We start from the raw sequence: 23573 nt of genomic DNA on the forward strand, positions 1-23573 counted from the left end.
GTGGCAACCCAAAAAAAATCGACTTATAACCCAGGCCCCATTATTTTGGATGTTGAGGGGCTTACCTTAAACCAACACGATATCCGACGCATTAAAAATCCCTTGACGGGAGGCGTAATTTTATTCGGGCGGAACTTCCAATCTCGTAAACAATTAACTGCACTCACTAAATCAATCAAGCAAGTCCGCTCTGACATTCTGATATGCATTGATCATGAGGGAGGTCAAGTACAACGTTGTAAAACGGACGGGTTTACGCATCTTCCTGCTATGCGCCGCCTGGGTGATCTATGGATGCGCAATGGAGTTGGGGCAAGCTCTGCAATTTCCGCGATGAAGGCAGCAACCGCATGCGGCTACGTGCTTGCAACCGAGCTAAGAGCGTGTGGAGTTGACTTTAGTTTCACGCCCGTTTTGGACTTGGATTATGCCCGCAGTGGTGTGATTGGCGATCGCTCATTTCATCGCAACCCAGAAATTGTGTATGTTCTAGCAAAAAGTTTGAATGAGGGGCTCCGCTTAGGTGATATGGCTAATTGCGGTAAGCACTTCCCGGGACATGGATGGGCTGAGGCAGACTCTCATATTGCTATTCCCCAAGACGAACGCTCACTAAAATCAATTGAGAGTGATGATATGAAGCCTTACGAGTGGCTTGATATCAGTCTTGCCTCAGTGATGCCTGCTCATGTCATTTATCCCAAGGTTGATGCATTACCGGCAGGCTTTTCTAGTATTTGGTTGCAAACCATCTTACGTAAAAAGCTAAAGTTTGGTGGAGTGATTTTTAGTGACGACCTCTCCATGGAGGGGGCCAGTGTTGCTGGTGATGTGGTGCAGGGTGCTCAATTAGCACTCAAGGCAGGATGTGACGCGGTACTGATTTGTAATCGCCCCGATCTTGCTGATCGCTTACTTGAGGAACTCAGTGTTTCTCCAAAGAAATTCACAGAGTCTGCAACGCGACTCAAGAAATTATTTCCGAAGGGTGAATCTCAGTCCTGGGATGAGTTGCATAAAAACGATGAGTATCTGCATGCCAAGGATTTATTAAAAACCCTTGGCCTTACTCATTAGTTAGCGCGACTACGATATTCGCCGGTACGGGTATCGATTTCAATCTTGTCCCCGGTATTGCAGAACAAGGGAACTTGAATCTCAAAGCCGGTTGCAATTTTGGCGCTTTTGAGAACCTTACCGGAGCTGGTATCCCCTTTAACAGCGGGTTCGGTATAGGTAATTTCGCGAACTACTGTGGTGGGTAATTCCACTGAGATGGCTCGGCCGTCATAAAAAACAACCTCAACCGCCATCCCTTCTTCGAGGTAATTGAGTGAATCACCCATATTGTCTTTCTCGACCTCATATTGGTTGTAGTCGCCGTCCATAAAAGTGTACATTGGGTCTGCAAAATAGGAGTAGGTGCAATCCTTCTTCTCAAGAATCACAACATCGAATTTATCATCCGCTTTGTAAACACCCTCATTTGGCGCCGCTGTTAATAGGTTCTTGTACTTCATTTTGACTACAGCTGAGTTGCGGCCAGAGCGGCTGTATTCGTGTTTCTGGACCACCATGGGGTCACCGTTAATCATGACAACATTACCCACGCGGAGTTCTTGAGCGATTTTCATAATAATTCCTGATATTTACGGATATTGGCTCCTATTGGGGCCAACTGATTCAAACCTAGTATTTTAACTGGTTAATGATTTAACTGACAAACCGAACTAATCTGCCCGCTAAGCCGCCATCGGATTGGCGATCAATTATGGCTCTTTGCCAGTGTTTGGCATGCTCTAACCACATCGGTAGTTGGTCCCACCAGTTTTGAGTCCCCCGCCAATTCATTGCATCTGTAATGAGGTTTTGCAGTCGTGGATCGACACCCTCAAGGTAGAGATCTAAAAAAGCGTTGAGCTTGGTGTGATGCGCGCCGTCGTCTTGAGGATAGATATTCCAAATAAAGGGCTTGCCTGCTAACTGCGCCCGAATAAAGGAATCTTCCCCGCGCACAATGTTGAAATCACAGCGTGCCAAGAGCCAGTCATAATCATCTTGTGGAATAAACGGCATCGAGATCAGATTTAAATTTGGCCAATGGTGTTGTTGTAGATTGAGCAGTTGCGCATTACCAAATGCTAAAAAAATATCAAAGGGCTCTCTCAGTTGATTAAGGTTTACGAGCCATTCTTTAATTGGCGCCCCGGGATACGAAAAAATACTCAGTTTTTTTGAATCGGCCCGAGACTGTTGCCAGATTGTCTTTAGGCTCTTGGGGCAATCCTCTTGATCATTTTTTGGAAGGGGATCAAGCAATAGGCCTCCAGTATTGGCTTGAAATCCTGGAAAGAAGAAATACTTTTGTAAGCCATGCGTATTAGGGGATGGTTTGCCATGAAAGTCCGCAACCCATGGCTCTGCACTTAAGTACTCGAGATGAATCAGAATCGGCTTTTGGGGGGCGACCAAAATGCTATTGAGATAGCGGGTGGGTAGCTCACATGAAAACGCTTGGATTACAACATCGGGAAGCTCTGGCGGATGCCGGGCATTTTGATAACTGGTTTCCCAGGGAAGAACCTCAATACCCTTAAGATGGGATTGTTCCATCATGATGAGTTGTAGGGTATGCAAATCATCGCAAAATAGGCGTATATTTTGATCGTATTGAGTTGCCAGTGATCGTGCTAGACGCCAGCAAATACCCGCATCGCCATAGTTATCGATAATTTGGCAGAAAATATCCCAACGCATGACTAATTTACTTCCTGAATCCTTACGAATTGATTTAAAGGGACTTCCTGGGCTACCAGGCGTCTATCGTTTTTTTGATGAGTCAGGCCATATCTTATATGTTGGCAAAGCCAAGGATCTCAAACGGCGGGTCTCGAGTTATTTTCAAAAGAATAACCACTCCCCTCGAATTGAGCGAATGGTCAAGCGCATTATCCGTTTCGAAATCACGATTACTCGCACCGAAACGGAGGCCTTGATTCTTGAAAATAATCTGATTAAAGAATACAGCCCACCGTTCAATATTCTTTTTAGAGATGACAAATCCTATCCTTACCTGATGCTCACAGGGCATGATTACCCTCGTTTAGCCTCCTATCGCGGCAAGATTGATCGACGCAATCGTTACTTTGGCCCCTTCCCGAACTCTTGGGCAGTTCGTAATAGTGTGCAAATTTTGCAAAAAGTATTTCGTTTGCGAACCTGTGAGGATACGATTTTTCGTAATCGAAGTCGCCCCTGTCTCTTGCATCAAATTCATCGCTGTAGTGCACCATGCGTGGGTAAGTTGACCAAGGAGCAATATTCTCAAGATGTTGGTCAAGCCCTGCGATTCTTGGAAGGTAACCACCAAGTTGTTTTGGCTGAACTAGAGCGTGAGATGGAAAACTATAGTGCTGCTATGGAGTTTGAGATGGCTGCTGTAATTCGTGATCGTATTGCTGACTTATCCAATGTTCTTCAGCAGCAGTCTATGGATGTGGCGGCCGAAGGGGAGGGCGATGTTGATATTTTGGCGGCTGCCGAAATCGATGGCCAAATTTGTGTCAATTTAGCGATGGTTCGTGGCGGCCGTCATTTGGGGGATCGTGCCTATTTTTCCAAGGGTCTAAAGTCATCCGAAGATGAGCCGATTGATCTCCAGATCATTCTTGAAACATTTATTCAGCAACACTATTTATCGACCGATTCATCTTCTGACCTAGCCGTGATCACACCCCCTGTCATGATTACGAACGTACCATTCAAGGGCGAACGTGCGCAAGCGATCTGTCAAGCACTGACGGAGCGCTCGGCACGACCCATTTCGTTTTTGTTCCAGCCACAGGGTCAGCGCAAGCATTGGTTAGCGATGGCCGAGGGGAATGCCAAGATTGCCTTGCTGCGGCGCATTGCAGAAGCGGGCGGACAACTGGCTCGGGTTCGAGCACTTACAGATGCACTTGGTATCGATTTGGAGCAGCTTGATCAATTACGCATTGAGTGCTTTGATATTAGTCACACATCTGGTGAAGCTACTCAAGCATCTTGCGTAGTCTTTGCCAAAAATGAACTCCAACCCAGTGAGTATCGACGCTTTAACATTACTGGTATTACAGCCGGAGATGATTACGCAGCGATGCAGCAAGTATTACAACGCCGCTATGCAAATTTTCAGGAAATCCCAGCCGACAAAGTGCCACAACTCGTTCTCATTGATGGCGGTAAGGGTCAGGTAGAAGTAGCCAGGAAGGTCTTTAGTGAGCTCGGTATTGATATTGGGCTAATTGTTGGTGTTGCCAAAGGAGAGGACCGTAAGGTTGGTCTAGAAACGCTGATCTTTGCTGATGAGCGGGAGCCCATCCGATTGGGTTCGGATAGCCAGGCGCTCATGTTGATTGCACAGATTCGGGATGAAGCGCATCGTTTTGCAATTACCGGGATGCGTGCCAAGCGTGCTAAGTCAAGGACTGTTTCTAGGCTTGAAGAGATGGAGGGCATTGGGGCCAAGCGTCGACAAAAACTATTAGCGCGCTTTGGTGGGTTGCGGGGGGTTGCAAATGCAACCGTTGAAGAGTTAGCGAGCGTGGAGGGAATTTCTCAAACTCTCGCGGAGCAGATATACCGTCAGCTTCATTAATCGATCAATTAAATCGTTTATTCTCCAAAAATGCCATTTAATTTACCCATCGCCTTGACCTGGCTGCGTGTAGCAGCCATTCCATTATTGGTGGGGATTTTCTATTTACCCAATGATTGGTTGTCACTGCCCGAAAAAAATATCGTTTCAACAGGCCTTTTTGTATTTGCCGCCATTACGGATTGGTTAGATGGATTCTTAGCAAGACGGATGAACCAAGAGTCGGCCTTTGGTCAGTTTTTAGATCCTGTCGCAGATAAATTAATTGTGGCTGCTGCTTTGCTGGTATTGCTCAATTTAGATCGGGTGCAGGCCTGGGTCGCATTAGTCATTATTGGCCGTGAGATCACAATTTCTGCTCTGCGTGAGTGGATGGCGCAAGTTGGTGCGTCACGCAGCGTTGCCGTCCATATGGTCGGTAAATTAAAAACGACTGCCCAATTAATTGCCATTCCCTTCTTGCTCTTTAATGGGCAAATTTTGGGTATCCATAGCTCTCTTTTGGGGACTTGGCTGATTTGGATTGCAGCTTTTCTCACGCTTTGGTCCATGTTTTACTATCTACAAAAGGCTTTACCGCAATTAACCAATAAGCCGTAAAACTAGGAAATTTTGCTAATTAGGACCCCATCCCTGAATCTTTGCTAAACTGTCGATCCTGTAATGCGGGAATAGCTCAGTTGGTAGAGCGCAACCTTGCCAAGGTTGAGGTCGCGAGTTCGAGCCTCGTTTCCCGCTCCATTCATTGATGGGAAGCCCCAAAAGCTTCCCATTTTGTTTGAGTTGTTGTTTGGTGGATTCCAAACCAATTAGGGCGCGTTGGCCGAGTGGTTAGGCAGGAGCCTGCAAAGCTTCGTACGGGGGTTCGATTCCCTCACGCGCCTCCACCCATAATCATTGACGAATTAACCCTCTGCCCTAAAATAGAGACTGTTGGTACTTTTATCCATTAGCCTTGGAACAAAACCATGAATCGATTGATCTCCAAAACTCACTTTGTTACTCTTGCCGCTGCTGCGCTGTTGGGAGCCTGTGCCACTGGTGATAGCCCTACTGGAACTCAGGAAGAAATCAATCAAATCCAGGCGCAGTTGCTTGGCGACATGCCTTTGCCAACTGGGGCCAAAATTATTGGGTCTGATTCATTAATTATTGGTCGTGGTGATGGCTGGGTAGGCCGCGTTAATATCAGCGCATTACAAGGTGCAACCGATGTGTACGCGTTTTTTCAGTCCGAATATCCCAAAGCGGGGTGGACCACGGTTACCGCCACGAAATCAAAAACCAGTTTCTTGGTCTTTACCAAAGGCGAACGCACTTGCACGGTTGAAATTAATGAGGGATCTCTAACAGGCCCTAAATCCATCATCACCATCACCTCTTCGCCTAAAAATGCGAATGTGATTGCGCCGACCCGTAAGCCTTAAAGTCCGTTTGCTCGGATTAGCCCAACCGCTTGCCCCTCAAGGGCAAAGTTGGAATCTGCGAGAACGATGATGTTCTCAAAATCTGGATTTTCAGCTTGGAGCTCGAGGTATGAACCAGCAGCGCCTTTCTTTTGCAAAAAGCGCTTTACAGTGACCTCATCATCGATGCGAGCAACCACGATGTCGCCATTACGCGCTTCAGTGGTCTTTTTAACGGCTAAATAGTCACCATCGAGAATGCCTGCATCCCGCATACTCATCCCCTTGACGCGTAGCAGGTAGTCTGCGCCTTTACTAAACAAGCCAGGGTCAACTGGAATATGTTTCTCAATATGTTCAATCGCAGTAATGGGTGAGCCTGCGGCAACCCTACCAATTAAGGGAAGGGTCAGTTGTTGCAAACTGCCCGATGGCAAATTCAATTGACGAAAATTTTGCCCTTGTAAAAGAGTCTGCGTATTGGTAACTCGAATGCCCCTCGACGTTCCAGGACTTAATTCGATATAGCCCTTTTTGGCTAGAGCACGTAAATGCTCCTCGGCAGCATTGGCAGATGCAAAACCAAGTCGATTTGCTATTTCAGCGCGGGTGGGAGGAAGACCACTTTCCTCAATGGCCAAGGTAATGAGCCCCAAAATCTCTTCCTGCCGAGCAGTCAGTTTTGGTAAAGATGGGCTGTCAATTACTGTATTTATGTTCATACTGGGATTGTATACAGTAAAAAATGGCATTTCAAGAACTTTTGCTTGGTTGGATAATGCCTAGATGTTAAGTTCTTCTATTTCTTCCTCTATTTTGGTGATAGGCACTGGCGGTACCATCGCTGGCCTTAGGACCGATTTAGGAAATGGGGGTTATCAAGCTGGTCAAGTGCCGATTTCAACCCTTTTGACCCAGATTAATAGCAAATTTACTTTAAAAAACATGCAGTTATCAAATATTGATAGCTGTGATTTGAGTGAGCCCCTTCTAAGCGAATTAGGTGTCCAGGTTCGCATGGGACTAGCAGACCCCGAAGTAATAGGGATCGTAATTACCCATGGCACCGATACGATGGAAGAAACCGCTACTTTTTTGGAGTTTGTCTGCGGTGGATCTGCCAGAAATTTTGGCAAGAAGGTGGTTTTGACTGGAGCGATGCTTCCCTCTGATCATCCACAGGCTGATGGTCCGGGGAATTTATCCGATGCGATTGAATTTGCTGGGAAAAGGGATAGTCAGAGTGGAATTTGGGCTGTGATGGGCTCTAAGCCAATACTGGGCCTTGCTTTGGTCAAGGGACATAGCTCTCAGACGAACGCCTTTTTTGGTGAAGCGCTGCCTAATGATTGGGTTCAAGTTAGCAATGACTTACCGATACCACCAGATAATCAATGGCCCTGGGTTGAAATTATTACAAGCCACTCGGGCGGCAGACCAGAAACCGTCAAGTTTTTAGAGGATCATGGGGTTCAGGGCATTGTTCTGGCGGGCACTGGTGCAGGTACCGTACACGAGAAGCTTGCAACTCCTCTGGAGCGCTTTATTGAGGCTGGAGGCGCGGTGGTGCGGGCGTCTCGAATTGGTAGGGGCTATATTGGCGGCACTCTTCCTAATGGTCGATTAGCAAAGGCATTGAGCGCGGGTTATTTAAATCCCGCAAAAGCCCGAATCGCTTTGCAGCTAGCCTTATTCGCTGCCACCCAGTCAGGTGCTAATCCATTGAGTTGGCAGGATTATTTTGCTAGAATGATAGGCTTATCGGAATTTCGGTAAGTAATTTAAACAATTTGTTCCACCCTTGCTGCACTGGTGCTTAATTCTTGACAGCGGAATTAAGCAAGACGCCTAGGCAGTTTTATCCATAAGGAGTGATTAATGCGTCATTATGAAATCGTTTTTATCGTCCATCCGGACCAAAGCGAGCAGGTTCCAGCGATGATTGATCGCTACAAGTCGATCCTAACCACCCATGGTGGCAAAGTGCATCGCATCGAAGATTGGGGTCGTCGTCAGATGGCTTACATGATCGACAAGCTCGCTAAAGCCCACTACGTTTGCATGAATATTGAATGCGATCAAAAAACGCTTGAAGAACTCGAGCATGCATTTAAGTTCAATGATGCAGTGTTACGTCACCTCATTGTCAAGATGAAGAAGGCTGAGACTGAGCCATCCATCATGATGAAAGAAGTGCAGCGTGAAGAAGCTCGCAAGCTCGCTCAAGCTGACGCACCGGCAGCAGCCTAATTATTGTTGAAAAGGAGGCTTTGATTCGTAAAAGTCGGTCTGATTGTGAAGCGTAGTTCAAACCTTCTCATCCTGACTGCTTCTCTAATCGCCAAGGACGCCATTCGATATACCCCAGCGGGTTTGCCCGTGATTCATTGTCAGTTACATCATGATGGTGAGTTAAGCGAAGCAAATCAAGTTCGGCAAATTCGGATGAATGTTGAAGCCGTGGCAATTGGTGAGATTCATCGAGAGTTACTAGCGATGGATTTAGGAGTAGTAGCAGTATTTGAGGGGTTCTTAACGCAAAAGACCTTACGAAATGAGCGCCTCGTTTTTCATATTACGAAGATCACATCGAACAAATAGGAAACCATTATGGCTTTTGGAAAAATGAACAAAAAGACAGACTTCAAAAAGAAGCCTGCACAGAACCCACTCTTTAAACGCAAGCGTTATTGCCGTTTTACGGTTGGAGGCGTTGAGCAAATTGACTACAAGGATGTCGATACGCTTAAGGATTTTATTGGTGAGAACGCCAAGATTACGCCAGCTCGCTTAACGGGTACTAAGGCGCTATATCAGCGTCAGTTGGATACCGCAATTAAACGCGCTCGCTTTTTGGCATTGCTGCCATTCTCAGATCAACATAAGAAATAATTAGGAGCCCACGATGCAAGTTATTCTGCTTGAAAAAGTAACCAATTTGGGCAACCTTGGTGATGTTGTTAAAGTCAAAGATGGGTTTGCTCGCAACTTTTTAATTCCTCAGCGCAAAGCGCGTCGCGCAACCGAGGCAGCCATTGCTGACTTTGCTGCACGTCGTGCCGAGCTTGAGAAGATTGCTGCAGAGAAGCTCGCGGCTGCGCAAGCGATTGGCGAGAAGCTCAAAGGCTTAGTGTTGGAGATTAGTCAAAAGGCCGGCGTTGATGGCCGTTTGTTTGGCTCAGTCACCAATCACGATATCGCTGAAGCTCTGGCGAAAAAGAGTTTTCAAATTGAAAAAGCTGCAGTTCGGATGCCAACCGGACCATTGAAAGTAGTCGGTGACCACCCAGTGGCTGTTGCTGTTCATACGGACGTGGTGGTTGATATTAATATTCGTGTGATTGGTGAGCAGGCCTAGTTGACTTCGGTACACTAGCCCTATGGCCGAACCTCGCAACCGTCCCGTACCAATGAACCCAGGCATGCCTGGGCCTGGTGACGCGGTTGTGCAGGCTCTCAAAGTCCCACCCCATTCCGTCGAGGCTGAGCAATCGGTTCTCGGCGGTTTGCTTTTGGATAACACCGCATGGGATCGTTTAGGCGGCATCCTCTCCGAGCGGGATTTCTATCGTAGCGAGCATGCGCTGATTTATCGAGTTATCGAGCGTTTAATCGGTGATAACCGACCGGCTGACGTGATTACTGTATTTGAGGCGATCAAGAATGAGCCCGAAGCAGATCTCATCGGTATCGATTATTTAAATTCCTTAGCACAAAATACTCCTAGTGCAGCCAATATCAAAGGTTATGCAGAGATCATTCGGGATCGCAGTATCTTACGCCGCTTAATTGAGGTCTCAGACAGTATTGTCAATACGGCATTTATGCCTGAGGGTCGATCAGTTCGTACCTTACTGGATGAGGCTGAATCACGCATTCTGCAAATTGGTGAAGAGGGGAGTCGCAAAGCAGATTATCTCGAAATCGAACCTCTCTTAAAGGCGGTGGTTGCGCGTATTGATGAGTTATATAACCGTGATGGCGGTAGCGACATTACTGGAATCGCAACTGGTTTTATTGATCTCGATAAACAAACCAGTGGTCTGCAAAAAGGCGATCTGGTCATCGTGGCTGGCAGACCCTCGATGGGTAAGACCGCGTTAGCCCTAAATTTTGCTGAGAATGTGGCCTTGCATGAAGGTCTCCCGGTTGTTGTGTTTTCGATGGAGATGTCTGGAGCGCAACTAGCAACCCGTTTACTTGGATCAGTCGGTCGAGTTGATCAAAGTCGGATGCGGACTGGTAAGTTAAATGATGATGAGTGGCCACGTGTTACTGATGCGATTGCACGACTGAGTAATACCCAAATCCTCATTGATGAGACCGGCTCCTTAACCTGTCTCGAGTTGCGCGCCCGCGCTCGTCGTATTGCGCGCAATTATGGCGGCACCCTAGGAATGGTTGTGGTTGATTATCTGCAATTAATGAGTGGTAGCTCGGGTGGCGGTGGAGAAAACAGAGCCACCGAAATCTCTGAGATCTCAAGGTCCTTAAAGTCGCTAGCCAAAGAGTTGCAGTGCCCAGTGGTCGCCTTATCTCAGCTTAATCGTGGTCTTGAGCAACGTCCCAATAAACGACCTGTTATGTCTGATCTGCGTGAGTCTGGAGCCATTGAGCAAGACGCTGACTTAATTTTGTTTATTTATCGTGATGAGGTATATCACCCAGACACCACAACCGATAAAGGTGTGGCCGAAGTCATTATTGGTAAGCAACGTAATGGTCCAATTGGTACAGTCCGCCTGAGTTGGCAAGGACAGTTCACTAAGTTCGATAACTTGGCCCCCAATACTCCTTCGTATGGCGGTGGGTTTAGCCCCTTTTAATTGCCTGTAATCCGGCGCGCCTCGGTATAGCGCGCTGCCCAGTAGGGTGAATCAATCCGTTCAAGACGGACTGTGCCACCTGCGCTAGGCGCATGTACAAAACGGCCTTGGCCAACATATATTCCGGCATGAGAGTAGCGCTCACCAGTGGTATTAAAGAACACCAAGTCGCCGGGCGCAGGAGCCTGTTGCCCAATACCAGTGCCAACATTACTCATTTGCTGAATCGTTCTTGGTAGTTTGATGCCCGAGCTGTTTTTGTAGACGTAAACAATTAATCCACTGCAATCAAATCCACCTGCTGGGGTGTTGCCGCCATAACGATAAGGGACACCGACCAAGCCCATTGCTGCAATCGAAATACCTTCGTTACCAACGCTTGTATCGTTCTTAAAGTGCGCAATACGCGGGTTACTTACCACCCCGCCAGATTTACGAGTTGGGGTGGTGGAGCAAGCACTGAGTGTTAATACACTCAGTGCAACCACCGCTGTGACTAGTAAATTGGTATTACAGTGCTTCAGCTGCATGATCGGCTAGTCGCGAACGTTCGCCACGAGCCAAGGTAATGTGACCGCTGTGACGCCAACCTTTAAAACGATCGACCACATAGGTAAGGCCGGATGAGCCCTCAGTAAGATAAGGAGTGTCAATTTGGGCAATGTTCCCAAGGCATACGATTTTGGTACCGGGACCAGCTCGTGTAACAAGCGTTTTCATCTGTTTAGGTGTTAAGTTCTGAGCTTCATCAATAATCAGAAATTTACTCACAAATGTACGACCTCGCATGAAGTTCATGCTTTTAACCTTAATCCGAGAACGGATTAGTTCTTGAGTGGCAGCGCGACCCCATTCTCCTGCAGTGTCGTCACTCCGATGTAATACCTCTAAGTTGTCGTCAAAAGCGCCCATCCAGGGCTGCATTTTTTCTTCTTCGGTGCCTGGTAAAAATCCAATATCTTCACCAACCGGAACGGTTGCTCGAGTAATGATGATCTCGTTATAGCGTTTACTATCCAATACTTGCTCGAGGCCGGCTGCAAGGGCAAGTAAAGTTTTACCGGTACCAGCTTGACCAAGCAGAGTCACAAAATCAATGTCTGGATTCATGAGGAGATTCATGGCAAAGTTTTGCTCGCGATTGCGCGCGGTGATACTCCACACATTATTTTTCTGATGGGAGTAATCCTTCAGAGTTTGAAGTAATGCAGTTTTGCCATTGATTTCGCGCACCAGGGCATAAAAGGGAGTCGTGCCGTCTGGATTTTCTTGATAAACAAATTGATTGATCAGCATGCTGGACACCAGCGGGCCAGTAACCCGATAAAACATCGTACCGCTCTTGCCATCCGCCCAACTCTCCATGGCCTTGCCATGCTTCGGCCAAAAGTCACTCGGTAGCGCCATCACGCCCGAGTACATTAAATCTCGATCTTCTAAGACCTGGTCATTGAAGTAATCTTCGGCCGGAAGGCCCAGAGCTCTGGCCTTGATTCGCATATTGATATCTTTCGATACCAAAACAACTTCTTGCTGAGGTTTGGCTTTTTGCAGATCACGAACCACCCCTAAAATCAGGTTATCGCCTTTACCCTCTGGCAACCCCTCGGGTAGGGGGGCGGTGGAAAACTGGGTCTGGAAAAATAACCTCCCCGTTGCATCTTGATTACCCAATTTATTGAGCGGGATTCCTTCGTCGAGCTGACCGCTGGTACCGGCAATCAGCTGGTCGAGCGAGCGACTCACCATGCGTGCATTACGAGCAACCTCACTCATCCCCTTTTTATGGTTGTCGAGCTCCTCAAGGGTTGTCATGGGCAGATATAAATCGTGCTCCTCAAACCGAAAGAGCGAGGACGGATCGTGCATTAATACATTGGTATCTAAGACAAATAAACTTGGTGGACCTGTACGCACTGTGCGCTTTGGTCGCTCTAGCTTGGAGTCCAGTTGCTTTTCCAGATGTTGGGTGGGAGCAATTGTTTTAATCTGTTCTAATGCCGCCTCCGCGGCTGACAGATCATCATCCATATCAATATTGGGTTCTACCTCTTGGGCCCAGCTTGGCGCATGTGCTTTTTTTACCTTTTTAGGGGGGTTTTTGAGATCCGGCGTTTTCTGACGACTTAAATTGACTTGATCGGCAATTTGGGTGGGCAGTGGAGGTAATGGCATGCGAGAACTTCTCCTAGATGAAAAAACCGCCTACGAAGAGCGAAAGGCGGTTTTGAGGGGTGACGCAGAGGGCGGGATCATATGCACGATTTACTAGGGGGCCGGTCTCCCGTCGTGGCCTAAATAGACCCCGATGCGGGTTTAATGGCATCCATCGCTTACGGTGCATATAGCCATACTGTAACCCAAATTGATGTCTTTGCAAGTACCGTATAAATCCCTAGGACATAGCCTTGGCGGCAGCGAGTACTTCGGCCACATGTCCTGCAACCTTAATGCCTCGCCACTCCTTTTGGAGAACGCCTTTGCTATCAAATAGGAAGGTGCTGCGATCAACGCCACGAACTTGTTTGCCGTACATATTTTTCATTTTGATGACATTAAAGATCGTGCACAGTTTTTCTTCGGTATCGGCAACCAATTCAAAAGGCAGACCTAATTTTTGGCGAAAGTTCTCATGTGAACGCAAATTATCCCGGGACACCCCAACCACCAAAGCATTTGCTTGATTAAATGCGTCAATATGATCCCGAAACTCTCCTGCTTCAACCGTGCATCCCGGTGTTGAATCTTTGGGATAAAAGTAAAGCACTAGCTTTTTACCTTGATACGCTTTTGGCGAGAAAGTGAGGTTTGATGTTGCCGGAATCTCACACATTGGCATCGTCTGCCCAATCTTAATCGTCATCGTAATTCCCCTCGTCAATGGTTATGTGAAATTAGTTGCATGGCGCATTTGGATCATCAGTTCACCGCTGCGATTGGCAATACTGCCATACTGGAATGGCTCAGTGGTTATTTTATCGAGTTGCCCAGTCGCCAGCCAAGATTTGTGCAATTGACCCATCGTAACCAGTTCGTGACCTTGCATCATCCACCCCTGAAGTAATGATTTAAAGGCAGGTAACAACTTTTGTCCTTCTAACTCAGCATGCAGGGTAAAGACTTGATCATTGGGATTACTTTGAGTGAGCCCAAGAATTGCTTGGGCCGCTCCAAAGGCATCCCGCCCATCCACTCCAATGAGCTCATCAAAGGTTGGAAGTGTGGTGGGGTACTGAATATGCTTGCTTCGCTGATGCTTAAATTGAATACGGTACGGCGCGAGATTGGGCTCAGAGCGCCCATCAGAGGCGTATTGCATCCCCCAATCATCGAGTTGCATCAGGGCCGCTTCATTCATTTGCCAGCCTGCAGCACCATGCGTAAGTGGAGGGTGTTTGAATATCTCACAAAAACGATCATAGGCTTTTTGCATTTGGATTCGAGTCCACGTTGCATCACGTTGATAAACATGATCTTGCCAATAGACATGATCCCAGGTATGGATCCCGGTCTCATGACCGGCCTCATCAACAGCACGCATTTCATGCGCAGCAGTTTTGCCAATGTCAGGCGCCGGGAGGAGAACCCCGTATAAAAGGGTTTTGATGCCGTAGTGCTCTACCACCGAAGTGCGCGATACTTTTTTCAGAAAACCTGGCCGAAAAACTCGTTTTAATGCCCAACCTGTATGGTCGGGCCCAAGACTAAATAAAAAAGTCGCTTGAATATCGAGCTCTGCAAAAAGCTTGGCTAGATTTGGAGTTCCAACTTGGGTTCCAAGTAATGTATCAACGTCAACTTTCAGTGCAATTTTTGCCATGGGACTCAGTACTATTCAACCAGATGTCGCGCTTTATCGACATCATGGCGATAGGCTTCAAAAATCTTACTAAGTGCATCGTTCATCGCAATAGTGGGTTTCCAACCAAGTTCAGCCATCGTATTTTCGATGGCAGGAACTCGATTTTGGACATCCTGATATCCAGCGCCATAGTAGCTTTTGGAGGTTGTTTCCACCAATTGAACTCGATCTGCCGTAACTGCATACTCAGGGATTTGCTTGGCAATCGCAAGCATCATGGCAGCCAACTCTTTAACTGAGTAATTATTTTTGGGGTTACCCACGTTATAGATCTTGCCATTGGCAATATCACCTTGATTAGTGATGATGCGCATTAAAGCATCAATGCCATCGTCAATGTATGTAAAGGCCCGTTTCTGAGAGCCCCCGTCGACCAGATTAATCGGCTCACCACGCACAATATGGCCTAGAAACTGAGTAACCACCCGTGAGGAACCCTCTTTGGGGGTATAGATGCTATCTAAACCAGGGCCAATCCAGTTAAATGGTCTAAATAAAGTAAAGCGTAAGCCCTCCATGCCATAACCCCAGATGACTCGGTCCATCAATTGCTTGGCGCAGGCATAAATCCAGCGCGGTTTATTGATGGGGCCATAAACCAAATTGGATGAGGCTGGATCAAATTCAGTATCTGTGCACATGCCGTAGACCTCGGAGGTTGACGGGAAGACGAGGTGCTTGCCATACTTCACGGCCGAGCGCACGATGGGAAGATTGGCTTCAAAGTCCAACTCAAATACACGCAGTGGTTGTTGTACATAGGTTGCCGGTGTGGCGATTGCAACGAGCGGCAGGATCACATCGCACTTACGAACGTGATACTCCACCCATTCACGATTAATGGTGATATCACCCTCAAAGAAATGCATACGAGGGTGGTTGAGAAGATCACCAATTCGGTCGTTTTGCATATCCATGCCGTAGACCTCCCACGACGTGGTCTCCAATATGCGCTTTGAGAGGTGATGGCCAATAAATCCATTCACACCCAAAATCAAAATCTTTTTCATAAAACCATTCCTTTGATGAACTTCAGAGGCCAACGACCGACTACTCTTGCATTAAAAATAGCTCAAGAACCTTGCCATCGCCGCACAGGCCAAAGTAACGATTATCGACGAGATGCATCCCCAACCCGGATTTTTTGAGGAATGCTGCGATTGAGGGGGGTAGGTCTACGCTAGGTTCCAGTGGTAGGGAGCTTTTGGTAAGAATCACTTTTTGCCCACTTAATTCGGTAAAGGCACCAGGGTAGGGCGGCGCCACCGCCCGAATCAGGTTGTAAATCGACATGGCTGACTTGGTCCAATCGATGCGACCATCCTCGGGTTTGCGACCCCCAAAATAAGAACCTTCTGCCAATCGATTGGCTTGTCGAGGAAGCTCTCCTTGCATGAGTTGGGGTAGCACATTCTCCATCACCCGTTTTGCGGCTTGACTGACTTTGTCAAACACCTCTTTGCCTGTCTCATGAATTTCAATGGGAACAGCCACTTGTCCCACAATATCACCGGCATCGGGTTTTGCTTCCATAACGTGTAGGGTTGCTCCCGTTTCAGTCTCGCCATGTAACACGGCCCAGTTCACAGGAGCACGGCCGCGGTACTTCGGTAAGAGCGAGCCATGCATATTGAGAGCCGCAATGGTTGCGGTCTCAAGTAACTCAGTGGGCAACATGAAGCGGTAATAAAAAGAAAAGAGATAGTCGGGTGCAATCTCCTTGATCTCGGGGAGTAAGGTTAATAATTCACTCTGTTGCACGATTCGACACGGCAAACCCCGTTGTTCGCAGAGTTTTTGAACGCTGCCAAACCAAATCCTCTCATTGGGGTCATCGGCATGGGTGATGACTAAATCAACTTGCATGCCTGCATCGATTAATGCTTGCAAACAAGCAACACCGACATCATGGTAGGCAAAAACAACTGCGCGCTTTGGTGTTTGATTCAAGATCTAGGGTTTAGATTGCTCTAAGACCGCGCTCACCATATAGCGAGGCCGTTGACGAACTTGTTGGTAAATCCGGCCGATATATTCCCCTAAGAGGCCCAGGCCAAATAGCATGACGCCAATTAAAAAGAAGGTGAGCGCAAAGAGTGTGAACACACCCTCAACTTCAGCGCCCAATACAAAACGACGGATTAAAAGGAGAAGGAATAGGGAGCCTGCTGCTCCAGCTAATAGCATGCCGAGGATCGAAAAGAGTTGCAGTGGCATCACTGAGAAGCCAGTGACCAAATCAAAATTAAGACGAATCAATTGATACAGGCTGTATTTTGATTCTCCAGCAAACCGTTCTTCATGTTTAACGGTAATTTCAATTGGATTGTTGGCGAAGGTGTAAGCCAAGGCAGGAATGAAGGTATTCGCTTCCTCACACTGCCGCACTAAATCAATGATGCGGCGATGGTAGCCACGCATCATGCAGCCTTGATCGGTCATGGTGATGCGAGTGAGCTTATCGCGTAATCGATTCATGGCACGCGAGGCCGTCTTTCGGAACCATGAGTCTTGGCGATTTTCTCGAATCGTGCCAACATAGTCATGACCTTCCTCCAGCTGACGCACAATTTTCCCAATCTCTTCCGGAGGATTTTGTAGATCCGCATCTAAGGTAACAATGTATTCACCGCGTGCATATTCAAAACCAGCCATGATCGCCATGTGTTGGCCAAAGTTATTTGCAAATAAAACCACGCGTGTTAAATCAGGCCGCTTTTCGTATTGCATCGCGAGCATGGCAGCAGACCGATCTTTACTGCCATCGTTAATAAATATAAGTTCGTAGCTGAGTGCATACTGACTCGCAACATGATCAAGTGCGGGGTATAGGCGATCAAATAGAGCCTGTAAGCCCTCTTCCTCGTTATAAACCGGGATCACGACACTTAAGCGTGGATGAGCAAAGCTGTTCATGACACCATTTTGCCTGATCTAGAGGCGTTTACGCTAAAACCTCTTGTAGTGCCTTGACCACACGATCAACGTCGGCATTGGTCATGGTGGGGAAAAGTGGCAGAGTTAAAATGGATTGACCAATCATATTGGCAACTGGGGTTGCCTGTTCCGAGTACCCACGCTCACGATACAGTGCAAAGCTGGTAATGATTGGGTAATGCACCCCAGTACCAATACCACGTTCTTTTAAGGCAAGCATGATTTGGCTACGTGATTGGCCTAAGCGCTCCAAGGGCAGTAAGACCTGGAACATATGCCAATTACTATTTGCAAAATCGGCGATTGGCAGACCTAAACCTATTTTGTTCAAACCCGATTGTTCGAACTGATCAAAATAATGACGGGCGAGAGCGAGGCGTTGCCCTTGAAACCAGTCCAATTGTTTTAATTGATGAAGACCAATAACAGCATTGACATCGGTTAGGTTGTCTTTGCCACCCAGAACATCGACCTCCATGCCATCAGGACCATGACGCACCAATCCTTGCAACCGTAATTTCTCGGCCAGACTGACTTGATCCTCACCAAAGCGCTCGGTGTTAAAAACTAAGCAACCACCTTCGATGGTGGTTAGATTTTTATTTGCCTGAAAACTAAAACTGACTAAATCATGCCGACCTTTTGTGCCAATGCGCAATCCGTTCCACGAGGATCCGAGTGCTTGAGCGGCATCCTCAATCACGCGCAATTGATGATGCTCCGCAATCGCGTAAAGCGCATCAATATCAAGAGGCAATCCAGCCAAATACACCGGCATAATAGCTTTGGTTTTGGCGTTAATGGCAGAGCTAACTTGACGAAGATCTAAATTACGGGTCTTCGGATCAATATCAACAAAAACAGGCTTTGCGCCCACAGCTAGGATCACATTGGAAGTGGCGACCCACGAAATTGGAGTCGTGATCACCTCATCGCCTGGACCAATCCCAGCAACTTGAAGGGCGATTTTCATGGTGGCCGTGCCGTTTGCAAAGCAACGAACAGTCGCGCCACCTAAATACTGACTCAAAGCCGCTTCAAACTCTAAAACCTTTGGGCCGGACGTAATCCAGCCAGAGCGCAACACATCGGCTACTGCTGCAATCGTGGCCTCATCAATCGTTGGCTTAGTAAAGGGAATAAATGGCTGGCTCATTTGCTCCATCTGCCTATTGTCGCAAAGGCTCTTGTGGATGTCGAACCACAACCCGTCGACTATCGCGACCCAATACCTCCATGGGAAGCCCGAGACCTTCTAGCTCAACAAATTGATCGGGGCGCATTAGCGCGATGGCATTGGGATCTTGATTCCAGACGATGATAAATTCACTGAGAGTCGGTATCCATTTCTGGGGTTCTTGTTTGGCACCAAAGGTCAGTTCATCGGTAAACTCGACCATGATGGTGTTGCGCTCCAGGTAAAAGGGAACAGTGTGATCGAGTAAGCGAACCGAGTAAATCTTGGCATCCTTTGGGATTTGTGATTTCACTCTTTGTGCCAGGTCATAGCCAGAGACAGCGCGACCCAAAGTTTCATGTCCCGTTCCAGCAATGGTGGCGGTTAAGAAAAAGCCAAAAGCAAATAGGGCAATGCTGAGCAGTGAATTGCGCTTCGCAAACAGGCTTGCTACCAGACTAAATGCCAATAAGCAAGATAGAGCGATCACAATCCAAACGGTGTAAGCCTGATAGGCAGCGACTTCATCAGGCTGACCATTGCGACCAATTTCGGACAAAAAGAAGAAGCCGGTGAGCGCGAGTAAGGCAAAAAATAAGGTTTGTAATCGCCAACCTATGGAAAGGTGCGCATGCGATTCTAAATAATCAGCGATTGATTTGGCTGCCAAAATAGCCAGGGCTGGAAAGACCGGCATGATGTAGCCCGGTAATTTTGAGCGCGAGATACTAAAGAAAATAAGGATAACTGCGAACCATGCCCAGAGCATCCACTCTGCCGAGAATGATCCGATTCTATATTGCTTGAGGGTTTGCCAGGCGGACCGAAAGAACTGGGGCATCCAGGGTAAAAAGCCCACAAGGACTAATGGTAAGAAAAAGTAAGCCGGTGCCGTGCGCCCATGAGCTGTTGCTGTAAAGCGCTCGAAATGTTCATAAATAAAAAAGAAGTGAGCAAACTCTGGATTTTGAATCGATACCGCAATAAACCAGGGCGCAGTCACGATCAGAAAAATCACTAATCCACTGAGAATATGTAAGCGGCTTAACAGTTTCCAGTCAAAGCGCGTCACGATATACGCAAATAGCACCATTCCTGGAATCACAATGCCGATCAGTCCTTTTGATAGGGTGGCAAGACCCATTGCCAACCAGCAGACCCACATCCAAAGGCGGCCGGATTGTGGGCGATGTTGTTGATACGCATGTTGAGCTAATAAAAGTGAGCATAGGGCTAAATTTAGAAAAGCCGATAAGCCCATATCGAGCGCATTGAAATGTCCGCCCACGACCCACATGGGGCTTGATAGCAGAATAAGTGCGGATAGATATCCGGTAACCCGCCCAAATAATTTACCCGCAGTAAATCCAACCAACAAAATCGAAAGATAACCGGTCAGCCCACTCCAAAAGCGTGCTTGCCATTCCCCTAGCCCGAAGAGTTGAAACGTAATTGCTGAAGCCCAAATATGCAGAGGTGGCTTCTCAAAATATTTGTAGTCGTTGTACCGGGGTGTGATGTAATCGCCGCTCACCATCATCTCGCGGGCCATTTGCGCATAACGACCTTCATCCGTTGGAATCAGATGCCGATAGTCCAGAGTGGCAAACCATAATACGCTCGCAAGGATGAAGACAATCAGTAATGCACCTGCATTGAGCGGTGTGAGTTGGCGTTCAGCAAACATCTAACTAATTTTCTCCAAGATGATGGCGGCAAGCACTTTCCGCCCCTCGCCCATCAAGATGTTGTAGGTGCGGCATGCCGCTTGGGAGTCCATCATTTCAAAACCAATTTTGGCCTTAATCAGTGGTTGCAGAATTTTGGGGTTCAGAAATACCTGCTTCTTGCCGGTGCCTATGATCACCAACTCAGGTTGCAAACCACTAATTAACGAGAAATGATCTTCTGTGAGGTCAAGGCTTTCTTCAACTGGCCACACCATCACTTCGCCATCAGGCTGAACGATAAGGGCTTGCGAATACGGGGTTTTATTGACCTCAATAAAGCCAATTCCGTAGCCGGTAATCGTATTTTGGCTAGATTGTGGGTCAGAATGTAACTTCACGCTGAGGCTCTGTCATAATTAGAGGATTATAGCTAGCAAATTATCCCTAAATTTCAATGGCTTAACCCTGTAGAAGATCTGATTGTGAAACCCATACAAAAGTCCGACAAACTAAACAACGTCTGCTACGACATTCGTGGCCCTGTACTTGAACTTGCTCAACGCATGGAAGAGGAAGGGCACAAAATTATCAAGCTAAACATCGGCAATGTCGGTGTGTTCGGCTTTGATCCTCCGGAAGAAATCCAGCTCGATATGATTCGTAATCTTGGAAATGCGTCCGCTTACTCGGATTCCAAGGGGATTTTTGCGGCTCGTAAAGCTATCATGCAGTATTGCCAAGAAAAAGGGATTCAAGGTGTTACCTTGGATGATATTTACACCGGCAATGGTGCATCTGAGTTAATTGTTCTGGCGATGAATGCGCTTTTGAACAATGGCGATGAAGTGTTGGTGCCGGCACCCGATTACCCACTATGGACTGCCGCTGTTTCATTATCAGGCGGGACCCCGCATCACTACTTGTGTGATGAGTCTAAGGATTGGCAGCCTGATCTTGAGGATATGCGCTCCAAAATCACTCCGCGAACCAAAGCTATTGTGGTAATCAATCCTAATAATCCAACCGGTGCTTTGTATTCCAAAGAAGTGTTGCTAGAAATCATTGCGGTTGCGCGCCAGCATAATTTGATCTTATTTGTCGATGAGATCTACGACAAAATGCTCTTTGATGGCGAGAAACACATTTCGCTGGCATCGCTATCGACCGACGTAGTCACGATTACGTTTAATGGTCTATCAAAGAACTACCGCTCCTGCGGTTACCGCTCGGGCTGGATGGTTGTGTCTGGTGATAAAGCAATGGTTGCTGATTACATTGAGGGTTTAAACATGCTGTCCTCAATGCGGCTCTGCGCTAATGTTCCAGGGCAATATGCGATTCAAACGGCATTAGGCGGCTATCAAAGCATCAATGACCTGGTGGCTAAGGATGGTCGATTAACTCGTCAACGTGACTTGGCTTACAAACTCATGAGTGAGATCCCAGGGGTCAGTGTTGCCAAGCCTAAAGCAGCACTCTATTTATTCCCAAAACTCGACCCACAGATGTATCCGATTAAAGACGATCAGCAATTTATTGCCGATCTTCTCAAAGAGGAGAAAGTTCTTTTGGTGCAGGGCACCGGTTTTAATTGGCCCAAACCAGATCATTTCCGGATTACTTTCTTACCCCATGAAGATACTTTGCGTGAGGCTATCAAGCGGATTGCTCACTTTCTTGAACGCTATCGTACGAAACACGCAAGCAATTCGGTCACAGCAACCACAGTAAAAGCATGATGAAACCTATTCAAGTTGGACTTCTGGGGATTGGCACCGTTGGTAGCGGAGTCTTTACCGTTCTCGCTCGTAATCAAGAGGAAATACAGCGGCGCGCAGGGCGCGGAATACGGATTCATACGGTAGCGGATTTAAATACCCAGCGCGCGCAAGAGCTTGTACAGGGCCAGGCCGAGGTGGTCAACGATGCACGTAAGGTGATTCAGAATCCCGAGATAGATATTGTGGTCGAGCTGATTGGCGGCTATGGGATCGCTAAGGATTTGGTGCTTGAAGCCATTGCACATGGAAAACACGTGGTCACTGCCAACAAAGCTTTAATTGCTGTGCATGGTAATGAGATCTTTAAAGCAGCTCATGCTAAGGGAGTGATGGTCGCATTTGAAGCTGCGGTCGCTGGCGGCATTCCAATTATTAAGGCCTTGCGTGAGGGCTTGAGTGCCAATCGGATCGAATGGATTGCTGGAATTATTAACGGTACGACTAACTTTATTCTCTCTGAGATGCGCGATAAGGGTTTGGACTTTAATGTCGTCCTAAAAGAGGCGCAACGCTTAGGCTATGCTGAAGCGGACCCAACCTTCGATATTGAAGGAATTGATGCGGCTCATAAGGCAACTATCATGAGTGCTATTGCTTTTGGAGTGCCGATGCAATTTGCGCAAGCGCATGTTGAGGGAATCACCAAGCTCTCTGCCACTGACATTCGGTATGCTGAGCAATTGGGCTACCGCATCAAGCTTTTAGGGATTACCAAGAAAACCCCAAGTGGTATTGAGTTACGTGTGCACCCAACCTTGGTTCCCGCTAAGCGTTTGTTGGCTAACGTTGAAGGCGCCATGAATGCGGTACAAGTATTTGGTGATGCGGTAGGTACCACTCTTTATTACGGGAAGGGCGCTGGTTCAGAGCCAACAGCCTCTGCCGTGATTGCCGATTTGGTCGATGTGACGCGTTTGCAAACGGCAGATCCTGAAAATCGGGTGCCCCATTTGGCGTTTCAGCCAGATGCCTTGCAAAATACTCCGATCCTGCCGATCGCAGAAGTAACGACCAGTTATTATTTGCGCTTAGCAGTTGCTGATCAGGCTGGCGTTTTGGCCGATATCACACGAATTTTGGCTGCGCATGGCGTATCCATCGATGCTCTCTTGCAAAAAGAAGCTGCCGAAGGTGAAAGCCAAACCGATCTCGTGATTCTGACCCATGAGACCAAAGAAAAAAATATGACGGCGGCTTTGTTAGAGATGCAAGATCTAAAAACCGTGATTGGTGAGATCGTGAAGATTCGTCTTGAAAATCTTTCCTAGACCCAGTTTT

Annotated in this window: 25 protein-coding genes and 2 tRNA genes; 14 read left to right on the top strand and 13 right to left on the bottom strand. The window is 47.4% G+C overall.

The features are described 5' to 3' along the window. Window positions 1-1077, top strand: coding sequence for a beta-N-acetylhexosaminidase (nagZ, locus tag QUE66_RS02435; protein ID WP_286224249.1), 1077 nt, complete (start codon window positions 1-3; stop codon window positions 1075-1077). On the opposite strand, the gene efp is transcribed toward nagZ, so the two are convergent. Both efp and earP read right to left on the bottom strand, forming a co-directional pair. Next, on the bottom strand, window positions 1074-1634 hold the full coding sequence (gene efp, locus QUE66_RS02440; RefSeq protein WP_286224250.1) for an elongation factor P: 561 nt from the start codon (window positions 1632-1634) through the stop codon (window positions 1074-1076). The two genes, nagZ and efp, sit on opposite strands and share 4 nt — an antisense overlap. A gap of 79 nt (window positions 1635-1713) precedes the next feature. Continuing rightward, window positions 1714-2757, bottom strand: a complete 1044-nt coding sequence (earP, locus tag QUE66_RS02445; protein ID WP_286224251.1) for an elongation factor P maturation arginine rhamnosyltransferase EarP — start codon at window positions 2755-2757, stop codon at window positions 1714-1716. Here earP and uvrC point away from each other — a divergent pair. The 5 genes from uvrC to QUE66_RS02470 all read left to right on the top strand — a co-directional run bounded on the left by uvrC (window position 2756) and on the right by QUE66_RS02470 (window position 6063). Continuing rightward, window positions 2756-4636: an excinuclease ABC subunit UvrC gene (uvrC, locus tag QUE66_RS02450; RefSeq protein ID WP_286224252.1), complete on the top strand. Its 1881-nt coding sequence runs from the start codon at window positions 2756-2758 to the stop codon at window positions 4634-4636. The genes earP and uvrC overlap by 2 nt on opposite strands. A gap of 30 nt (window positions 4637-4666) precedes the next feature. After that, a complete protein-coding gene (pgsA, locus tag QUE66_RS02455; protein ID WP_286224253.1) occupies window positions 4667-5236 on the top strand; it encodes a CDP-diacylglycerol--glycerol-3-phosphate 3-phosphatidyltransferase in 570 nt (189 codons plus the stop codon). A 65-nt stretch (window positions 5237-5301) separates the two neighbouring features. After that, window positions 5302-5377 (top strand) — tRNA-Gly (locus tag QUE66_RS02460). Window positions 5378-5449: 72 nt separating this feature from the next. Then, window positions 5450-5523, top strand: a tRNA-Cys gene (locus QUE66_RS02465). A gap of 81 nt (window positions 5524-5604) precedes the next feature. Next, the gene (locus tag QUE66_RS02470) at window positions 5605-6063 is read left to right on the top strand and encodes a hypothetical protein (protein ID WP_286224254.1); all 459 of its coding nucleotides are present in this window, start codon (window positions 5605-5607) and stop codon (window positions 6061-6063) included. On the opposite strand, the gene lexA is transcribed toward QUE66_RS02470, so the two are convergent. After that, the gene (gene lexA / locus QUE66_RS02475) at window positions 6060-6764 is read right to left on the bottom strand and encodes a transcriptional repressor LexA (RefSeq protein WP_286224255.1); all 705 of its coding nucleotides are present in this window, start codon (window positions 6762-6764) and stop codon (window positions 6060-6062) included. The two genes, QUE66_RS02470 and lexA, sit on opposite strands and share 4 nt — an antisense overlap. 64 nt (window positions 6765-6828) lie before the next feature. Here lexA and QUE66_RS02480 point away from each other — a divergent pair, with 64 nt between their 5' ends. From QUE66_RS02480 to dnaB, 6 genes are all read left to right on the top strand, one after another. Next, window positions 6829-7818, top strand: coding sequence for an asparaginase (locus QUE66_RS02480; RefSeq protein WP_286224256.1), 990 nt, complete (start codon window positions 6829-6831; stop codon window positions 7816-7818). A gap of 102 nt (window positions 7819-7920) precedes the next feature. After that, window positions 7921-8292 (top strand): 30S ribosomal protein S6, encoded by a 372-nt coding sequence (gene rpsF, locus QUE66_RS02485; protein WP_286224257.1) that lies wholly within the window; start codon window positions 7921-7923, stop codon window positions 8290-8292. 45 nt (window positions 8293-8337) lie between these two features. Next, a complete protein-coding gene (priB, locus tag QUE66_RS02490; protein WP_286224258.1) occupies window positions 8338-8643 on the top strand; it encodes a primosomal replication protein N in 306 nt (101 codons plus the stop codon). Window positions 8644-8652: 9 nt separating this feature from the next. Further along, complete coding sequence (gene rpsR / locus QUE66_RS02495; RefSeq protein WP_108508018.1) at window positions 8653-8934, top strand: 30S ribosomal protein S18; 282 nt, start codon at window positions 8653-8655, stop codon at window positions 8932-8934. Between the two features lie 13 nt (window positions 8935-8947). Continuing rightward, window positions 8948-9400 carry a 50S ribosomal protein L9 gene (rplI, locus tag QUE66_RS02500; RefSeq protein ID WP_286224259.1) on the top strand — a complete coding sequence of 151 codons (453 nt, stop codon included), beginning with the start codon at window positions 8948-8950 and terminating at the stop codon, window positions 9398-9400. Window positions 9401-9464: 64 nt separating this feature from the next. Continuing rightward, window positions 9465-10868, top strand: coding sequence for a replicative DNA helicase (dnaB, locus tag QUE66_RS02505; RefSeq protein ID WP_286224712.1), 1404 nt, complete (start codon window positions 9465-9467; stop codon window positions 10866-10868). Here the strand turns inward: dnaB and QUE66_RS02510 are convergent. The 10 genes from QUE66_RS02510 to QUE66_RS02555 all read right to left on the bottom strand — a co-directional run bounded on the left by QUE66_RS02510 (window position 10865) and on the right by QUE66_RS02555 (window position 20912). Further along, window positions 10865-11398 (bottom strand): C40 family peptidase, encoded by a 534-nt coding sequence (locus tag QUE66_RS02510; RefSeq protein ID WP_286224260.1) that lies wholly within the window; start codon window positions 11396-11398, stop codon window positions 10865-10867. The two genes, dnaB and QUE66_RS02510, sit on opposite strands and share 4 nt — an antisense overlap. Continuing rightward, complete coding sequence (locus tag QUE66_RS02515) at window positions 11379-13043, bottom strand: PhoH family protein (protein WP_286224261.1); 1665 nt, start codon at window positions 13041-13043, stop codon at window positions 11379-11381. Before QUE66_RS02515 ends, QUE66_RS02510 begins: the two co-directional genes overlap by 20 nt. 220 nt (window positions 13044-13263) lie before the next feature. Next, window positions 13264-13731, bottom strand: a complete 468-nt coding sequence (locus QUE66_RS02520) for a peroxiredoxin (protein WP_108508023.1) — start codon at window positions 13729-13731, stop codon at window positions 13264-13266. Window positions 13732-13752: 21 nt separating this feature from the next. Next, window positions 13753-14688, bottom strand: a complete 936-nt coding sequence (locus QUE66_RS02525) for a polysaccharide deacetylase family protein (protein WP_286224265.1) — start codon at window positions 14686-14688, stop codon at window positions 13753-13755. Window positions 14689-14699: 11 nt separating this feature from the next. Further along, complete coding sequence (locus QUE66_RS02530) at window positions 14700-15740, bottom strand: bifunctional UDP-4-keto-pentose/UDP-xylose synthase (protein WP_286224266.1); 1041 nt, start codon at window positions 15738-15740, stop codon at window positions 14700-14702. A gap of 40 nt (window positions 15741-15780) precedes the next feature. Beyond that, the gene (locus QUE66_RS02535) at window positions 15781-16680 is read right to left on the bottom strand and encodes a formyltransferase (protein ID WP_286224268.1); all 900 of its coding nucleotides are present in this window, start codon (window positions 16678-16680) and stop codon (window positions 15781-15783) included. A 3-nt stretch (window positions 16681-16683) separates the two neighbouring features. After that, entirely contained in the window at window positions 16684-17646 is a 963-nt protein-coding gene (locus tag QUE66_RS02540) for a glycosyltransferase (protein WP_286224270.1), read from the bottom strand. A 28-nt stretch (window positions 17647-17674) separates the two neighbouring features. Then, window positions 17675-18832 (bottom strand): DegT/DnrJ/EryC1/StrS family aminotransferase, encoded by a 1158-nt coding sequence (locus tag QUE66_RS02545; protein WP_286224271.1) that lies wholly within the window; start codon window positions 18830-18832, stop codon window positions 17675-17677. A gap of 4 nt (window positions 18833-18836) precedes the next feature. After that, a complete protein-coding gene (locus QUE66_RS02550; protein ID WP_286224273.1) occupies window positions 18837-20531 on the bottom strand; it encodes a glycosyltransferase family 39 protein in 1695 nt (564 codons plus the stop codon). Next, window positions 20532-20912 (bottom strand): Mth938-like domain-containing protein, encoded by a 381-nt coding sequence (locus tag QUE66_RS02555; protein ID WP_286224275.1) that lies wholly within the window; start codon window positions 20910-20912, stop codon window positions 20532-20534. An 84-nt stretch (window positions 20913-20996) separates the two neighbouring features. Here QUE66_RS02555 and QUE66_RS02560 point away from each other — a divergent pair, with 84 nt between their 5' ends. After that, window positions 20997-22253, top strand: coding sequence for a pyridoxal phosphate-dependent aminotransferase (locus QUE66_RS02560; protein WP_286224276.1), 1257 nt, complete (start codon window positions 20997-20999; stop codon window positions 22251-22253). After that, window positions 22253-23563 (top strand): homoserine dehydrogenase, encoded by a 1311-nt coding sequence (locus tag QUE66_RS02565; RefSeq protein ID WP_286224713.1) that lies wholly within the window; start codon window positions 22253-22255, stop codon window positions 23561-23563. Before QUE66_RS02560 ends, QUE66_RS02565 begins: the two co-directional genes overlap by 1 nt. The last annotated feature ends 10 nt before the right edge of the window (window positions 23564-23573 follow it).

The sequence above is a fragment of the Polynucleobacter sp. HIN6 genome, from assembly GCF_030297575.1.
Taxonomy (GTDB): Bacteria; Pseudomonadota; Gammaproteobacteria; order Burkholderiales; family Burkholderiaceae; genus Polynucleobacter.

Coding starts and splice junctions, on each gene's coding strand:
- dnaB (WP_286224712.1), top strand. CDS start 9,465: ATGCCTGGGCCTGGTGACGCGGTTGTGCAGGCTCTCAAAGTCCCACCC.
- efp (WP_286224250.1), bottom strand. CDS start 1,634: ATGAAAATCGCTCAAGAACTCCGCGTGGGTAATGTTGTCATGATTAAC.
- QUE66_RS02545 (WP_286224271.1), bottom strand. CDS start 18,832: ATGGAGCAAATGAGCCAGCCATTTATTCCCTTTACTAAGCCAACGATT.
- uvrC (WP_286224252.1), top strand. CDS start 2,756: ATGACTAATTTACTTCCTGAATCCTTACGAATTGATTTAAAGGGACTT.
- rpsF (WP_286224257.1), top strand. CDS start 7,921: ATGCGTCATTATGAAATCGTTTTTATCGTCCATCCGGACCAAAGCGAG.
- QUE66_RS02550 (WP_286224273.1), bottom strand. CDS start 20,531: ATGTTTGCTGAACGCCAACTCACACCGCTCAATGCAGGTGCATTACTG.
- QUE66_RS02530 (WP_286224266.1), bottom strand. CDS start 15,740: ATGAAAAAGATTTTGATTTTGGGTGTGAATGGATTTATTGGCCATCAC.
- QUE66_RS02510 (WP_286224260.1), bottom strand. CDS start 11,398: ATGCAGCTGAAGCACTGTAATACCAATTTACTAGTCACAGCGGTGGTT.
- QUE66_RS02565 (WP_286224713.1), top strand. CDS start 22,253: ATGAAACCTATTCAAGTTGGACTTCTGGGGATTGGCACCGTTGGTAGC.
- QUE66_RS02515 (WP_286224261.1), bottom strand. CDS start 13,043: ATGCCATTACCTCCACTGCCCACCCAAATTGCCGATCAAGTCAATTTA.
- QUE66_RS02520 (WP_108508023.1), bottom strand. CDS start 13,731: ATGACGATTAAGATTGGGCAGACGATGCCAATGTGTGAGATTCCGGCA.
- pgsA (WP_286224253.1), top strand. CDS start 4,667: ATGCCATTTAATTTACCCATCGCCTTGACCTGGCTGCGTGTAGCAGCC.
- earP (WP_286224251.1), bottom strand. CDS start 2,757: ATGCGTTGGGATATTTTCTGCCAAATTATCGATAACTATGGCGATGCG.
- QUE66_RS02540 (WP_286224270.1), bottom strand. CDS start 17,646: ATGAACAGCTTTGCTCATCCACGCTTAAGTGTCGTGATCCCGGTTTAT.
- QUE66_RS02470 (WP_286224254.1), top strand. CDS start 5,605: ATGAATCGATTGATCTCCAAAACTCACTTTGTTACTCTTGCCGCTGCT.
- lexA (WP_286224255.1), bottom strand. CDS start 6,764: ATGAACATAAATACAGTAATTGACAGCCCATCTTTACCAAAACTGACT.
- rplI (WP_286224259.1), top strand. CDS start 8,948: ATGCAAGTTATTCTGCTTGAAAAAGTAACCAATTTGGGCAACCTTGGT.
- rpsR (WP_108508018.1), top strand. CDS start 8,653: ATGGCTTTTGGAAAAATGAACAAAAAGACAGACTTCAAAAAGAAGCCT.
- QUE66_RS02525 (WP_286224265.1), bottom strand. CDS start 14,688: ATGGCAAAAATTGCACTGAAAGTTGACGTTGATACATTACTTGGAACC.
- QUE66_RS02480 (WP_286224256.1), top strand. CDS start 6,829: ATGTTAAGTTCTTCTATTTCTTCCTCTATTTTGGTGATAGGCACTGGC.